The sequence below is a fragment of the Mycolicibacterium sphagni genome, assembly GCF_002250655.1.
GTDB lineage: Bacteria > Actinomycetota > Actinomycetes > Mycobacteriales > Mycobacteriaceae > Mycobacterium > Mycobacterium sphagni.
Genome location: NZ_NOZR01000033.1, coordinates 1 through 15859, shown reverse-complemented (window position 1 = coordinate 15859; position 15859 = coordinate 1). Strand labels below are relative to the sequence as shown.

General features: G+C 65.7%; 8 protein-coding genes. 5 read left to right on the top strand and 3 right to left on the bottom strand.

Annotated elements, in window-relative coordinates:
• Positions 1 to 17: 17 nt before the first annotated feature.
• The 3 genes from CG716_RS26675 to CG716_RS26665 form a co-directional block, all read right to left on the bottom strand.
• Positions 18 to 2216: an acyltransferase family protein gene (locus CG716_RS26675; RefSeq protein ID WP_094484154.1), complete on the bottom strand. Its 2199-nt coding sequence runs from the start codon at positions 2214 to 2216 to the stop codon at positions 18 to 20.
• A 90-nt stretch (positions 2217 to 2306) separates the two neighbouring features.
• Positions 2307 to 4508, bottom strand: coding sequence for an acyltransferase family protein (locus CG716_RS26670; RefSeq protein ID WP_420093230.1), 2202 nt, complete (start codon positions 4506 to 4508; stop codon positions 2307 to 2309).
• A gap of 71 nt (positions 4509 to 4579) precedes the next feature.
• Complete coding sequence (locus tag CG716_RS26665; protein WP_094484153.1) at positions 4580 to 5080, bottom strand: DUF2505 domain-containing protein; 501 nt, start codon at positions 5078 to 5080, stop codon at positions 4580 to 4582.
• A gap of 117 nt (positions 5081 to 5197) precedes the next feature.
• Here CG716_RS26665 and CG716_RS26660 point away from each other — a divergent pair, with 117 nt between their 5' ends.
• From CG716_RS26660 to CG716_RS31435, 5 genes are all read left to right on the top strand, one after another.
• Complete coding sequence (locus tag CG716_RS26660; protein WP_094484183.1) at positions 5198 to 5929, top strand: class I SAM-dependent methyltransferase; 732 nt, start codon at positions 5198 to 5200, stop codon at positions 5927 to 5929.
• 13 nt (positions 5930 to 5942) lie between these two features.
• Entirely contained in the window at positions 5943 to 7220 is a 1278-nt protein-coding gene (locus CG716_RS26655) for a glycosyltransferase (protein ID WP_094484152.1), read from the top strand.
• A gap of 289 nt (positions 7221 to 7509) precedes the next feature.
• Entirely contained in the window at positions 7510 to 7737 is a 228-nt protein-coding gene (locus tag CG716_RS26650) for an MbtH family protein (RefSeq protein WP_094484151.1), read from the top strand.
• 27 nt (positions 7738 to 7764) lie between these two features.
• Positions 7765 to 12330 (top strand): non-ribosomal peptide synthetase, encoded by a 4566-nt coding sequence (locus CG716_RS31440; RefSeq protein ID WP_110883964.1) that lies wholly within the window; start codon positions 7765 to 7767, stop codon positions 12328 to 12330.
• The coding region (locus CG716_RS31435) for a non-ribosomal peptide synthetase (protein ID WP_474626736.1) at positions 12317 to 15859 on the top strand (3543 nt) is incomplete at its 3' end. The genes CG716_RS31440 and CG716_RS31435, both read left to right, overlap by 14 nt.

Sequence of the window (15859 nt, the reverse complement as noted above, 5' to 3'; positions counted from 1 at the left end):
AAGGTAAAGCCTCCTGATTAGTGACCGTAGGCCAGCGTGCGGTCGGTCAGCGCCCCGATGGCCGGTGCTAACTGTCGCGCGTAGGGAATCGACAAGTGGCTGACATCCATATAGATCAACGTGTTGCCGACGATGACCGGGCAGCGTTGTGCGGTGCAGAACAGGTCAGTGAGGTCGGCGTATTGACCCCCGCCTGCGGTGGTGGCGGCCGCTTCGGCGGCGATGCCGGATTGGTCCACGGCGGCTGACCGGGACAGCGCGCAGGCTGTCGCGTCGTCGAGGTGGCCGGATAGGCAGATCGGCACGTTCGAATGCGGACCCGGGATCGGACCGAGCACCAGTACCCGCGAGCCGATGTCGCGGATTTGTCGCACGAGCCGGGTGAGGCTGTCGATCCAGGCGGGGTTGTATGCCTTGAATCCGGTCATGACTTCATCGACCCCGTACCCGCGGAACACGCTCACCACGACGAGTCGAGGAGGTTGGGCCTTCAGCCGGGCCATGACCTCGGCCCGCCATTCCTCGCAGTGCTGAAAATCTTCGATCAGACGACGGAAAGCGGTGCCCACAGCTACGTCCATGATTGGGCAGGCTTCCTTGGCCATCATGTCTAGTCGCCAATGTTGTTGGGCGGCAATCTGTTGGAATGCCGGAGTCCACATCGCGGCGTGTGAGTCCCCGATGAGGGCGACGCTGGTCGTCGACGTGGTGTCACCCATTGCGCACTCAGGCTGCCCGCTTTCGTACGGGTTGCGCAGGCAGCCGTTGTAGGTGAGGTTGCGCTGCTCACCGCTGAGCTTGTCCAGCGGCGGGTTCAGGTTTGACGGGACGGCCCTGGCGTCCAAGGACGCCGCGAGCACGGTCTGCACCTCAGCGAAGGTCTGCGCCACGGCAGCGTCGTAGGCCGCCGTGGTCGAGCCGGTGGGTAACGGTTGCGCGGCGGTGAAGGCCACGGGAGTGATCGGTGCGCCCTGCCCGACCGGGGTGGGCACGACCTTCAGCAGCCCTATGCCGACAAAGACCGCGACCAGGGTAGCGACCGCGCCGACGCCGAGGCTGCGCCACGGGAAGTCGCGGATCTTCGGGGTGAAGCGCAGCGGGTTTTCCAGATAGCGAAGAGTCAGCCATGCCAGCCCAGCGGCGAGCAGGGCTGCGATGATTCGTTCGGCCAGCCCCAGCTGGTGGCCGAGCAGTGCGGGTGCGAGGACCAGCACCGGCCAGTGCCACAGGTACCACGAGTAGGAGATGCGGCCGACCGCGCGCATCGGCGACGTGCTCAGGAACTGTCCGCAGCCCTGCGTGGGTGTGGCGCAACCCGCGCCGATCACGAGCACCGCACCGAGGGTGGGCAGCAGCGCGGCGGTACCCGGGAATGGCGTAGTCGAGGTGAACCACACGCAGGCGATCACGATCATGGCCAGCCCGGCCCACGCGCCGATTGCTGCGTGCCGCGGGTTCAGCCGTTGCCAGTGAATGGCGGTCAGCGCGACCAGTCCGCCGACTGCCAATTGCCATGCGCGGGTGGCCAGTGAAAAGAATGCCATGGCGGGGATGACGTAGGTGATTACCAGCGACATGGCAAAGGAGATGGCGGCGACCAGACTGAGGACGACCAGATAGGGACGCCGCGACGAGGCGATGGCGCGCGTCCTTTTCCGTCGGAACCTCCGGATGCACCACGCCGTGCCGAGGATCAGCGGTGCCCACACCAGATAGAACTGTTCCTCGACACCCAACGACCAGTAGTGCAGGAAGGGTGAGGGCGTCAGGGAGTCGGCGAAGTAGTTGATGTTGTCGAGAATGAACCAGTAATTGCCGACGTAGAGCGCGCTGGCGATGCCGTCGTAGAGGACCGTGGGGACCCGCAGCGGCGCCAGCAGGAATACCGACGCGATCATCGTGATGATCCCGACGGTGGCCGACGCCGGCAGCAGCCGGCGGGCGCGCGCGCCGTAGAACTTGCGCAGCCGCACGCTGCCGGTTCCGCTCACTTCACGCCAGAGCAGGCCGGTGATCAGGAACCCGGAGATGACGAAGAAGACGTCGACCCCGACGTAGCCGCCACGGATGCCGGGGATTGCAGCGTGAAACATGACGACGCCCAGGACGGCAACGGCGCGCAAGCCCTCGATGTCCGGGCGGAAGTAGTCCTGTTCGGAGCGCCGACTTTGCTGTCCTTCGCTAGCCCTGAGGCTGTCGGCGTGGGCCAATGTCACCTACCTGCATAATCAGCGAACACGTCAATTGAGTCGAGGCATTCTTACACTTGCGCGCGAGTGCCAGAGGCGGTTTGCGTCTGTTCCCCGCTAGTTGTGCGCGAGTGCGCGGTCGGCCAGCGCCGCGACCACGGGGGCCAGCGCTCGTGAGTATTCGAGCGTCATGTGGTTCTCGTCGAGGTAGACCAGGGTGTTGTCGACGATGACCGGGCAGCGTTCGGCAGTGCAGAACAGGTCCGTGGTGTCGACGTATTGCGCCCCGCCGGCCTTGGTGGCGGCGGCTTCGGCGGCGATGCCTGATTCGTTGACCGCGGCGGAGCGGTTCGGTGTGCAGGCAAGCACGTTGTCGAGGTTGCCCGACAGGCACACCGGCACGTGGAAGTGCGGATCCGGGATGGGGCCGAGCACCAGCACCTGAGCACCCGTCGCGCGCAGGCGTTGAACCAGACGGGTGAAGCCAGCGATCCATGCGCTGTCGTAGGCGTGGTATCCGGACAGCGATTCCCCGGTGCCGTAGCCGCGCCACAGGCTCAGCACGATCAGCCGCGGGCGTTCGGATGCCAACCGATCGAGAATCTGACCGCGCCACTGAGCGCAGTGTTCGAACAACTCAGCCAGGCGACTCAGCGGGTTGGTGATCGGCAGATCCAGCAGCGGGCACGCGCCCTTGGCCAGCATCTCGAGCCGCCAGTGCCGTTGGGTGGCGACCTGCTGGAACGCCGGGGTCCACATTGCGGCGTGCGAATCGCCGATCAGGGCGACCGTCGTCGATGAGCCGGTGTCTCCCATCGCGCATTCGGGCTGTCCACTCTCGAATGGCTCACGCAGACAGCCGTTGTACGCGAGGTCGGCCTTCTCGGCGTATGCCTCCCAGAGCGGCGGTGTCAGGTTGGAGGGGATCGATGTGACGCCGGCCGATGCGGCCACCGACGCCTGCACGCGCGCAAAGGTCTGTTGTACCGCAGTGTCGTAAGTGCCGAGTGAAGCGTCGGCGGGGACGGGAATTGCGCCGAAGCTCAGTGGTTTCGCGGCGGCACCGTGCCCGACCGGGGTTGGCATCACCTTGAGCAGCGTCACCCCGACACACACCGCGATGACGGTGGCTCCCGCGCCCAATCCGAGGCTGCGCCAGGCGGAGTTACGGATCTTCGGGGCGAACCGCAGGGGGTTCTCCAGGTAGCGCGTGGTCAGCCACGCGAGCCCGGCGGACAGCAGCGCTGCGGTGACGCGGGCCGCCAACCCGAGTTGATGGCCCAGCACGAACGGAGCGAGTATCAGCACCGGCCAGTGCCATAGGTACCATGAGTAGGAGATGCGGCCGATGGCGCGCATCGGCGGTAGTCCGAGCGGGCGACCAGCCCCTTGCGTGGGGGTGGCGCAGCCGGCGCCGATGACCAGCGCCGCGCCCAGGGTGGGCAGCAGGGCTGCGGCACCCGGGTAGAGAGTCTTCGGGGTAAACCAGACACAGGCCAGCAGGATCAGGGCCAGTCCGGCCCAGCCGACGGTCAGGCCGACTCGTGGTGACAGGCGTTGCCAGTGAATCGCGGTCAGCGCCACCAGGCCGCCGGCCGCCAGTTGCCACGCCCGGGTCGGCAGTGAATAGAAGGCCGCTGCGGGCACGATGTATGTCCCCAAGAACGAGAGCGCAAAGGACAGGAACGCGACCACCGCGAGCAGCACCACGAACGGGCGCTTGGAGGCGATGGCGTCAGCCGTCGGCCGGCGGCGGGCCCGGCGCGCCAACCGGATCAGCCAGGCCGTGCCGAGCAGCATCGGTGCCCACACCAGATAGAACTGCTCTTCGACGCCCAGGGACCAGTAGTGCAAGAACGGCGACGGCGTCACGTTATTGGCGAAGTAGTCGACGCCCCGCATGACGAATTGGTAGTTGCTGACGTAAAGCGCGCTGGCGATGCCGTCGCTGATCGCGGGCCCCGCCTGCAGTGGCGGGAGCAGGAGTGCGGAGCCGATCATGGTGATGACGCCGACGGTGGCCGACGCCGGCAGCAGCCGGCGGGCGCGCGCGCCGTAGAAGCTGCGCAGCCGTACCGTGCCGGTGCTACTGACCTCGCGCCAGAGCAACCCGGTGATCAGGAACCCGGAGATCACGAAGAACACGTCGACGCCGACGTAGCCCCCGCTCAGCCCGGGAACCGATGCGTGAAACAGCACGACAGCCACGACGGCGACGGCGCGCAGGCCCTCGATATCCGTGCGAAAAGTCTTCTGTTCTGAGCGCGCAGTCGGCTGGTTGTCGGTAGGGCTAACGCTCTGCGCCTGGCGCAAGATCACCTACCTACTTGAAGAGCGGACGCGCTGCGGTCGAGGCATTCTTACATTCGCGCCCGTCAATAAGCGGTGCTTTAGGTGTGTTCGGCGATCCACCTGGTGGTGTAGCGCAGCGTCGCGGGGATGCTCGCCTCCAGACTTGAGCCGATCGACTTCTCGAGTTTGCCGCCCACCAACGGGATCTTGACTTCCACTTTTCCGGTGGCGCGTAGTTGAGACGCGGCGCCCGTCGGCGTCAGCCAGTTCTCCGCACGCGTGGAACCCAGCCCGCCGGACGCCAGCACGCGGCTCTGCCCGCGCACCGTGCCGTCACCGGTTGGGCGCCAAGTCTCGCGGTAGACCAGCTTGAGGTCGCCGGGGACGAAATTCGCCACCAAGGCGGGCAGGATCTGGCGACCGAGGTGCTGAGTGATCTGCACGTCCACGACACCGTCGGCATCGACACGCAACGAGTCCAAGGTGGATGAGCCGTCTCCGGCGACGCGATCCCGCCAGTAGTCCTCGCGAACGAACGCCGCATGAATCTGGTCGACGCTGGCGGCTGATTCGGTGACGATCTCGAATGAACGCGACATAGTCGACCATTCTTACGCCCACCGGTTAGTGAGCTGAAACCCTCATGCCGCGCAACCCCTTTGTGGTAGGAACCTCGCGTGAATATCAACGGCGTCAGTTTCAACAGCGGCCTGGTCATGTTGGCAGACGCAATGCCAGGCGTGAACCGGATCAGGGCCGTGCAACAGGCACTCGCCATGCGGTCCAACCCCGTGTACCTGGAGATCGGCGTCTCCCGCGGACAAGCGTTCCAGCGGATCAGCGCCGACGTGAAGCTCGCTGTCGACCCGGCGTTCCGGCTGACCGAGCGCACCCGCGAGCTCGCCGATGCCAAGGGCCGCGTCGTCAAGTATTTCGAGACCACCAGCGACGCCTTCTTCGAGAACGAGACCACGCTGCTCGAACAGAACCCTGTCGACGTCGCGTTGATCGACGGGCTGCACACCTACGAGCAGGTGGTGCGCGACGTCGAGAACACCGTGCGTTTCCTGAAAGACGACGGCGTCATGTTCCTGCATGACTGCAACCCGCCGTTCGAGCTGGCCGGCCGCCGCGCAGATTCGTGGGACGAGTTCATGGCGCAGCAGTCGGGCCCGCTGAAGATCGGCATCTGGAACGGCGACGTCTGGAAAGCCATCGTCGAACTCCGCAGCACCCGCCCCGACCTCGTGGTCGGCGTGCTCAAGTGCGACCAGGGCGTCGGATTCGTCCGCAAGGGCTCCCCGGAATCGACGCTGTCCTACTCGCCGACGCAGGTCGCGGCGCTCACCTACGCCGACCTCAAGGCCGACCGTAAGCGTCTGCTCAACCTCAAGCCACCGCGATATCTCGACGAATTCCTCGCCGCGAGCACCGCATCCCCGCAGTAAGGGTCGGCGCGCGATGAAATTCGTGCTGGCAACCTGGGGAAGTCGCGGCGATATCGAGCCCAGCGCAGCCGTCGGTCGCGAGCTGGTCCGCCGCGGGCATGACGTCTGCATGGCGGTGCCGCCGGACCTGATCGAATTCACCCAGGCGGCGGTGCCGCACACGGTCGGATTCGGGCCGAACTCGCGGTCGATACTGGATGCGCACCGCGATTACTGGACGTGCTTCTTCAGTAGCCCGTGGAAACTCCGGCGGATGGCGAAAGCGCGCAGTGAAATCGCCGGCCCCCTATTCCGGGGTTGGCAGGAGATGAGCGCGACGCTGATGGAATTGGCCGACGGGGCCGATTTGATATTCAGCGGTATCAACTTCGAAGATGCCGCGGCCAATGTCGCTGAGCACTTCGGCATTCCGATGGCCACCCTGCACTACTTCCCGTTGCGCCCCAACGCCCAGGTGCTGCCGTTCCTGCCTGCCCCGGTCGGCCGGGCGATAGTCCAGGCGTTCTGGTGGGTGTCCTGGCGCGGAACCAAAAAAGTCGAGGACGTCCAGCGCGCCGAACTGGGGCTACCGAAGGCGACCCACTCCGCACCACGGCGGATCACCGAGCGCGGGTCGCTGGAAATCCAGGCCTACGACGAGGCGTGCTTTCCCGGCCTCGCGGCTGATTGGGCGCAAAGTGCTGCTCAGCGCCCGTTTGTCGGGACTCTGACGCTGGAACTGGCCACCGACACCGATGACGAGGTGGCGTCATGGATCGCTTCGGGCACCCCGCCGATCTTCTTCGGCTTCGGCAGCATTCCGGTCGAATCGCCGTCCGACACGATCGCGATGATTGACGCGGCATGTGCGCGGCTGGGGGAGCGGGCGCTAGTCGGCGCGGCTGGCACCGACTTCAGTAATGCTCCGCATTCCGAGCGTGTCAAAGTGGTCGGCTTGATGAACTACGCGACCGTCTTCCCCGCCTGCCGCGCGGTCGTCCACCACGGCGGCTCGAGCACAACGCCCATCGGGATGCGTGCGGGAGTTCCGCAACTGATCCTGTTCTGGGACCTCGTTCACGCGATCTACGGTGCCGCGGTGAAGCGGCTGAAGGTGGGCACCGCGCGGCGCTTTTCCACCGTCACGGAGGAGTCGTTGGTGGCCGATCTGCGCGCCATCCTTGCTCCCGATTACGTCGCCCGGGCGCGTGACCTCGCCACCCGGATCACCGAACCTGCGCGAAGTGCCGCGGCCGCCGCCGATCAGTTGGAGGATTTCGTCCGCCAGGGCCAAGCCGGGCGGGTCCGGTAACCGGCGAGTGCCCACTCGGTGCTTGCTGGCGTGGCTGCACTACGGATCGTAGCTAGATTGTGCGCCGCCTGGGCAGACTCACGGCGCGGACGCGAAATGCCACAAAGGCGCACGCAAGGGGCGCCATCTGAGAGAAACCAGTGGCAACCGCTGTCAGAAAGGTGTGCCATTCCACAGAAGGTTGCTGCTCGTGATGTGAGTCACAACCAACTTCGTGACATGGGTCATACCCAGCCAGTATGGTTTGGAACTTGTTCTACCCAAATTGACGAGTGTGTCGGGAGCTGCAGTGAGCACCAATCCGTTCGATGACGACGAGGGCACGTTCGTCGTTTTGGTCAACGACGAGGAGCAGCACAGCCTGTGGCCGACGTTCGCCGACGTCCCGGCCGGCTGGCGGGTTGTGTACGGCGAAGCCGACCGCGCTGCGTGCCTGGACTACATCGAACAGAACTGGCCCGACATTCGGCCGAAAAGTCTGCGCGACCGGCTGGCAGGTAGCCGAGCGTCTGACTAATCGAACGTTTTGGTTCTGGGAGTTTTGATGGAGTTCAACGAGGACGCGCTTCCGCTGACGCGGGCGCAGCTGGATATCTGGCTGTCGCAGGAAACGGGTGGCGGCGAGACAGACTGGCAGCTTGGCATGCTGCTCAAGGTCGAAGGCGCGCTGGAACGCGACGCCATCGAGTGGGCGCTGCAACGCGCGACCCGCGAGGCCGAACCGGTGCGGGCCGCATTCTTCGAGGAGGATGGCCAGGTCTTCCAGCGGTTGATCGATTACCCCGAGATCGACCTGGATTTCTACGACGTCAGCGGCGCGAGCGATCCCGCCGAGGAGGTACAGCGGATCGCGCTGTCGATCCAGCGCACGCCGATGCCGTTCACCGGCCCGCTGTTTAAATACGCGCTATTCGAGGCTGGACCCTCCGAATTTTATATTTTCGGTTGTTTTCATCACATTGTCATTGATGGTGCCGGAATTTGGTTGCTCGTTAATCGCGTCGCATCGATTTACTCTGCCACTATTGCGGGAGATCTCATTCCTCCCGCATTCTTCGGTTCCTTGACGGAACTGCTCGAGTGCGAATTGGAATACGAGGAATCCAGCGACTACCGCGCGGATCAGGCGTACTGGACCGAGCACCTTCCGTCGGCCAGTGGATCGGGCGCTGGGGCGCCAGAAGCCGTCGGGGAAGCCGATCCCGGTTGGCGTTCGGCGGCGGTCCGGCTGGATCCGGCCGTCCTTCGCGGGGTGGACGATCTCGCCCACGTCTGGGACATCCCCCGAACCTCCGTCATCGCCGCCGCCAGCGCACTGCTGGTGCGCGGCCGCTCCTCCGAGGGCTCGGAGGTGGTGTTCGACTTCCCCGTCAACCGTCGAATCCGGCCCGAGTTGAAAACCCTGCCCGGGATGGCCGCGGGGTTGGTGCCGCTGGTGTTGCGCACGCCGGCCGAATCCTCGGTCCGTGATTTCTGTAAGCAAGTCGACACGCGAATCCAGGAAGCGCTGCAGCATCAGCGATTCCCGGTACACGCGCTCGAACGCGGTACGCAATCCGCCGACCGGATGGCCATCAACTTCTTTCCCGCCGCATTCACCTTGGACTTCGGCGGTGTGCCCGCTTCGGCGTCGATGACGGACTCTGGCCTTGCGGGGAGCTCCGGCTTGACCTTCTCCGGGCTCGGCGACGACCTCTTCCTCAGCACGCTGGGCAGCGGGCACGTTTTCTCTGGCTGGGATGCCGCCGAGGTGACCAGGCGCTTGGTGCAGGTGCTGGTGGCAATGACCGCCGACCCGACGCGGCGACTCTCAACGATCGATGTGCTGGACGCCGCAGAGCGCGATTCGCTTGCGGCGTGGGGCAATCGGGCAGTGCTGGCCGAGCCGCTGAGTGCGCCGGTGTCGATTCCCGCGGCATTTGCCGCGCAGGTGGCTCGCGTCCCGGACGCAGTGGCACTGCGATGCGGAGAACAGTCCTGGACGTATCGTCAGCTCGACGAGACGTCCAACCGGTACGCCCACTTGCTGACAGCTCACGGTGCAGGCGCCGGGCAGCGCGTGGCGTTGTTGCTGCCGCGCTCGGCCGAGGCGATCGTGGCAATCCTGGCGGTGCTGAAAACCGGGGCGACCTATCTCGCCATCGATCCGACGGTGCCCGAGGCGCGGATGCAATTCGTGCTGGACGATGCCGCACCGATCGCTGCCATCACCACGTCCGAGCTGCGCCCGCGTTTCGACGGACGGGACCTGATGGTCGTCGAGTTCGACGATCCCGCCGTTGCCGGCCAACCCGATACGGCGCTGCCGGCACCGGCTCCGGACGGCATCGCATACGTCATCTATACGTCGGGCACCACCGGAACGCCCAAGGGCGTGGCGATCCCGCACCATAACGTGACTCGCCTGCTCGAGGCGCTGGCCACCGATATGGAACTCGCAGAGCAGGTTTGGACGCAGTGCCATTCTCTGGCCTTCGATTTCTCCGTGTGGGAGATCTGGGGCGCCCTGCTCTACGGCGGCCGGGTGGTCGTGGTTCCCGACGCAGTGGTGCGCTCGCCGGAAGACTTCCACGCCTTGTTGGTGTCCGAACACGTCGACATCCTCAGCCAGACCCCGACGGCGTTCTACGCGCTGCAGAGCATTGACGCGGCGTCAACCGAGTCGAACCAACTGGCGCTCAAGGCTGTGGTGTTCGGCGGCGAAGCCCTTGAACCACACAGACTTCGGGCCTGGATGCAGAGCCATCTTGGCTCGCCGCGAATGATCAACATGTACGGCATCACCGAGACGACCGTGCACGCGTCGTTCCGGGAGATCGCTCAAGCGGATACTGTGGCGGTTCCGAACGTCAGCCCGATCGGGCGCCCGCTGGCCAACCTGGGCTTCTTCGTGCTCGACGGCTGGTTGCAGCCGGTGCCCGCGGGCGTGGTCGGCGAACTGTATGTGGCCGGGTCCGGCCTGGCCTACGGCTATGTGGGCCGGCCCGGGTTGTCCGGAACACGTTTTGTGGCTTGCCCGTTCGGGGCGCCGGGGGCGCGGATGTATCGCACCGGTGACCTGGTGCGGTGGAACGCCAGCGGCGAGCTCGAGTACATCGGGCGCGCCGACGAGCAGGTCAAGATCCGCGGCTATCGCATCGAACTCGGTGAAATCCAGTCTGCTTTCAGCGAACTGGATGGTGTCGAGCAGGCGGTGGTGATCGCTCGCGAGGACCGTGCCGGTGACAAGCGATTGGTGGCGTACATCACCGGGTCCGCGGACACGGCGACGGCACGCGCCGCGGTGGCTGAGAATCTGCCGGCCTACATGGTTCCGGCCGCCGTGGTCGCTATCGATGCGTTGCCACTGACGGTCAACGGAAAACTCGACACCAAGGCGCTGCCGGCGCCGGAGTATCAGGACGCCGATTCGTATCGCGCCCCGGCCGACGCGGTGGAGGAGATCCTGGCCGGGATCTACGCCCAGGTACTCGGTTTGGAACGAGTCGGGGTGGACGAGTCGTTCTTCGAGCTGGGCGGCGACAGCATCCTGTCAATGCAGGTGGTGGCGCGTGCGCGGGCGGCCGGCGTGCTGTGCCGCCCGCGTGATGTGTTCGTCGAGCAGACCGTCGCCCGGTTGGCTCAGGTGGCCGCGGTGATCGACGCCGAGTCCGCTTTGGACGCCGGCGGAGTCGGTCCGGTGATTGCCACCCCGATCATTCGGTGGCTCGAGAGCCTGGAGGCCGCGGGCAGCCCCGTTGCCCACTTCAACCAGACAGTGGTGGTGCAGGCTCCGGTGGGCACCACCGAAGCCGATGTGCTGGACATGCTGCAGCTCTTGCTGGATCGGCACGCCATGTTGCGGCTGCGGGTCGACCGCGACGACGCCGGCAGCTGGTCGCTGGAGGTGCCCGAGGCCGGCTCGGTAGATGCCCGTTCGCGCCTGCACACGGTCGACGTGCTGACCGACGACGCGCTATTGCATGCCGGAACGCAGTTGAACCCGGCTGCGGGCGTCATGCTGAGCGCGGTGTGGGTGACCTCGACGAGTCGCCTGGTGGCGATCATTCACCATCTGGCGATCGATGGGGTGTCCTGGCGGATCCTCTTGGAGGACCTCAATTTCGCCTGGGCTCAGCACCGCGCCGGCGAGCCGGTAGCCCTGCCGGAGCCGGGGACATCTTTCGCCCGCTGGGCATCGCTGCTCGATGAGCACGCACAGCGCGCCGATGTGGTGGCTGAGGCGGATGTCTGGCGGGAGATCGCGGCGACGCCTGCCGCACTGCCCGAAGTGGATCCCTTCGTGGACACGTTTGTGACCGCGGGGAACCTCGCGGCAGTTCTCGATATCGAGACCACTCAGACACTGCTCGGCGAGGTGCCGGCGGCGTTCCACGCCGGCGTGCACGAGATCATGCTGATCGCATTCGCTTTGGCAGCAACGGAATTCCTGGGCACCGGTGGGGCACCGATCGCCATCGATGTCGAGGGGCACGGGCGCGACGAAGAGTTGGTGGCCGCCGCGGGCGAGCCGGTCGACCTGTCGCGCACGGTGGGCTGGTTCACCGCCAAGTATCCGGTGGCACTTGAAGTGGGCGGATTGAGCTGGGCGCAGGTGGTAGCCGGCGACGCGAGGCTGGGCGCGGTGATCAAAGCCGCCAAGGAACAGCTCCGGGGACTGCCTGAGGGCCTGAACTACGGAGCCCTGCGTTATCTGAACCCCGAGGTCGACTTGGAAGGACCCGACCCGGTGATCGGCTTCAACTACCTGGGGCGTCAGGGTGCGACGTCGGCTGAAACATCCGGTGACACATGGCAGATCTGCTGGGACGGCTTGGCGAATATCAGTCCGAGCGTGAAGCCGCCGATTCCGCTGATGCATACCTTGGAACTCAATGCCGGCACGGTGGACACCGATGCGGGGCCGTGCTTGTCCGCGGCGTGGACGTGGGCGCCGTCGGCATTGAACCAGGCGCAGGTTAATCGCTTGAGCCAGTTGTGGTTTGACGCCTTGACCGGTATCTGCGCGCATGTGCTGAGCGGCGGTGGTGGGCTGACACCGTCGGATATCGCTGCCTCGCTGACCCAGGAGCAGATCGACGAACTTCAGCGGCAGTATGCGGATAGCTGATGTTCTGCCGCTGACTCCTCTGCAGCAGGGGTTGTTGTTTCACGCCAGTGCGGCGCTGGGTGGCGACGATGTGTATGCGGTCCAGCTGTATGTGAGTTTGAGCGGTCCGCTGGATCCCGACCGGTTGCATGAGGCGGTGCAGGCGGTGGTGGCGCGCCACCCCAACCTGGCGGCCCGATTCTCCCAGCAGTACGACGCCCCGGTTCAGATCATCCTCGATGAACCGGTGGTGCCCTGGCAGTACGTCGAGCTCGATACCGAGGATCAGATCGCGCAGCTGTGCGCCACCGAGCGTCTTGCGGTGTGCGAGTTGGGTAATCAGCCGGCCTTTCGGGCGGCGTTGATTCGCACGGGGGCCGACCAGTACCGGTTCGTGCTGACCAACCACCACATTGTGTTGGACGGGTGGTCGTTACCGATCCTGCTGGGCGAGGTGTTCGCCAGCTATTACGGGCAGCGGCTGCCGCCTGCGGCGCCCTATCGGCGCTTTGTCACCTGGTTGACTGGCCGTGATCTCGATGCCGCGCGTGCGGCATGGGGACAGGTGCTGGCCGGGTTCGACACGCCGACATTGGTCGGTCCGGCGGGACATGTGCCGGGCGGACGCAGTGTGGCGTCTTTCCAGGTGTCCGAGGACGCCACCCGTGCACTCGGTGAGCTCGCGCGGTCATGTCATACGACCGTCAGCACGGTGCTGCAGGGTGCTTATGCGCGGGTGTTGATGTCGCTGACGGGTCAGCGTGATGTTGCGTTCGGTACGACGGTGTCGGGTCGCCCGGATGAGGTGCTGGGCTCCGGCTCGATGGTGGGTCTGCTGATCAATACGGTGCCGGTGCGGGTGAGCATTGACGCGACGACCACCACCGCCGGACTGCTGGAGCAACTGCAGAACGATTACGCCCAGACATTGGATCATCAGCACCTGGCGCTCAACGAGATTCACCGTGTGACGGGTCAAGACCACTTGTTTGACACGTTCTTCGTGTACGAGAACTATCCGATTGATGCCGCCAAGCTCTCGGGTAGCGACGGCCTTGCCGTCACGAACTTCGCGCACCACGAATACAACCACTACCCATTGTCCGTTCAGGCGATCCCGGGCGACGAACTGACACTGCGCGTCGAATACGACACCGAGGTGTTCGACGCCGCGGCCATTGAATCGCTGATCACGCGACTCCAGCGAGTCTTGGCCGACATGATCGTCGATCCGGCCCAACCGCTTTCGGCCATGGACTTGCTGGAGGCCGACGAGCACGCGCTGCTGGATCGCTGGGGCAACCGGGCGGTGCTGGACCAGCCGGCGTCCACGTCATCATCGATTCCTGAGTTGTTCGCGGCGCAGGTGGCGCGTGACCCGGATGCGCCTGCGCTGAGCTTCCGGGGCCGCTCGATGACCTATCGCGAGCTCGATGAGGCCAGCAACCGCTTCGCACAGTTGTTGGTGGACAAGGGTATTGGTCCCGGTGAACGGGTCGCACTGTTACTGCCGCGATCGGCTGACGCGATCGTGTCGATTCTGGCGGTGCTCAAGACCGGGGCGGCGTACGTGCCGATCGACCCCGCCGCGCCGTCAGCGCGCATGCAGCTGGTGCTCGATGACGCAGCGCCGGTAGCCGCGATCACCAATTCCGAATTGGCGCAGCGGCTGGCAGGGCAGGCCCTGCGTATTGTCGACGTCAACGATCCCGCCATCGGCCGCCAGCCCAACACCGCTTCGGCGGGGCCCTCACCCGACGACATGGCGTATGTGATCTACACCTCCGGCACCACCGGAGTGCCCAAAGGTGTTGCCGTCAGCCATCGCAACGTCGCCCAACTGATGGATGCGCTGCACGCGACGCCTCTGCCGCCGGCTCGGGTCTGGTCGCAGTGCCGGTCTTACGGCTTCGATGTGTCGATCCAGGAGATCTTCGGCGCGCTGCTGGGTGGTGGCCGGTTGGCCGTGGTACCCGAGTCGGTGGCCCGCGTACCCGAAGACCTCCAGGCCCTCTTGGTCGCCGAACACGTCAACGTGTTCAGCACCACCCCGTCCGAGGTCGGGATGCTTTCGCCCGGCGTCCTCGAATCGGTGTCGTTGATCATCGGCGCGGAGCCCTGTCCGACGTCACTGGTGGATCAGTGGTCGCCAGGGCGCGTCATGATCAACGCATACGGGCCCACCGAGACAACGGTCGATGTGGCGTTGAGCGCGCCGCTGACCGCCGGGTCGGGGGCGGTGCCCATCGGTCCACCCATCGGGGGCGCTGCGTTATTCGTGCTGGACAACTGGCTGCGGCCGGTGCCACCTGGCGTGGCGGGCGAGTTGTACGTCGCCGGCCACGGCGTCGGCGTCGGCTATCTGGGCCGCGCGGCGCTGACAGGGTCGCGGTTTGTGCCGTGCCCGTTCGGCGGGTCGGGGGCCCGCATGTATCGCACCGGGGATCTCGTTTACTGGGGTGCCGACGGGCAACTGCGATATGTGGGCCGCGCCGACGAGCAGGTCAAGATCCGCGGGTACCGCATCGAACTCGGTGAAGTTCGCGCGGTACTGGCCGGACAGGAGGGCGTCCAGCAGGCGGTCGTGATCGCCCGCGAGGACCGCCCCGGCGAAAAGCGACTGGTCGGCTACGTCACCGGAGCCCGCGCCGACCTCGAACCGGCGACGCTACGTGCGGCGCTGGCCGAGCGGCTACCCGAGTACATGGTTCCCGCCGCGATCGTGGTGATCGACGCAATCCCGTTGACAGTCAACGGGAAACTCGACCGGCGTGCCCTGCCGGCACCGGAGTTCCAGGACGCCAGTCACTACCGTGCCCCGGCGACCGCGGTCGAGGAGGTTTTGGCCGACATCTACGCAAAGGTGTTGGGTGTCAACCGCGTTGGTGTCGACGACTCCTTCTTCAACCTGGGCGGGGATTCGCTGTCGGCGATGCGCCTGATCGCGGCGGTCAATACCGGTCTGAACACCCGCCTGTCAGTGCGGGCGTTGTTCGAGGCGCCCACGGTTGCCCAGTTGGCGTTGCGCGCCGGAGGAGAAGAGGCTCGCCCGCAGCCGGCGGCCGCCCCGCCGCAGGCACCGGCCGTGCGGGCCAAGACCAAATCGGCCCCTGCCGGCGGCAGTATGCGGATAGCTGATGTTCTGCCGCTGACTCCTCTGCAGCAGGGGTTGTTGTTTCACGCCAGTGCGGCGCTGGGTGGCGACGATGTGTATGCGGTCCAGCTGTATGTGAGTTTGAGCGGTCCGCTGGATCCCGACCGGTTGCATGAGGCGGTGCAGGCGGTGGTGGCGCGCCACCCCAACCTGGCGGCCCGATTCTCCCAGCAGTACGACGCCCCGGTTCAGATCATCCTCGATGAACCGGTGGTGCCCTGGCAGTACGTCGAGCTCGATACCGAGGATCAGATTGCGCAGGTGTGCGCGGCCGAGCGTCTTGCAGTGTGCGAGTTGGGTAATCAGCCGGCCTTTCGGGCGGCGTTGATTCGCACGGGGGCCGACCAGTACCGGTTCGTGCTGACCAACCACCACATTGTGTTGGACGGGTGGTCG

Bases quoted from the DNA above. Each gene is read 5' to 3' on its own strand.
- CG716_RS26665 (WP_094484153.1), bottom strand. From the start codon at position 5,080: ATGTCGCGTTCATTCGAGATCGTCACCGAATCAGCCGCCAGCGTCGAC.
- CG716_RS26660 (WP_094484183.1), top strand. From the start codon at position 5,198: ATGTTGGCAGACGCAATGCCAGGCGTGAACCGGATCAGGGCCGTGCAA.
- CG716_RS26655 (WP_094484152.1), top strand. From the start codon at position 5,943: ATGAAATTCGTGCTGGCAACCTGGGGAAGTCGCGGCGATATCGAGCCC.
- CG716_RS31440 (WP_110883964.1), top strand. From the start codon at position 7,765: ATGGAGTTCAACGAGGACGCGCTTCCGCTGACGCGGGCGCAGCTGGAT.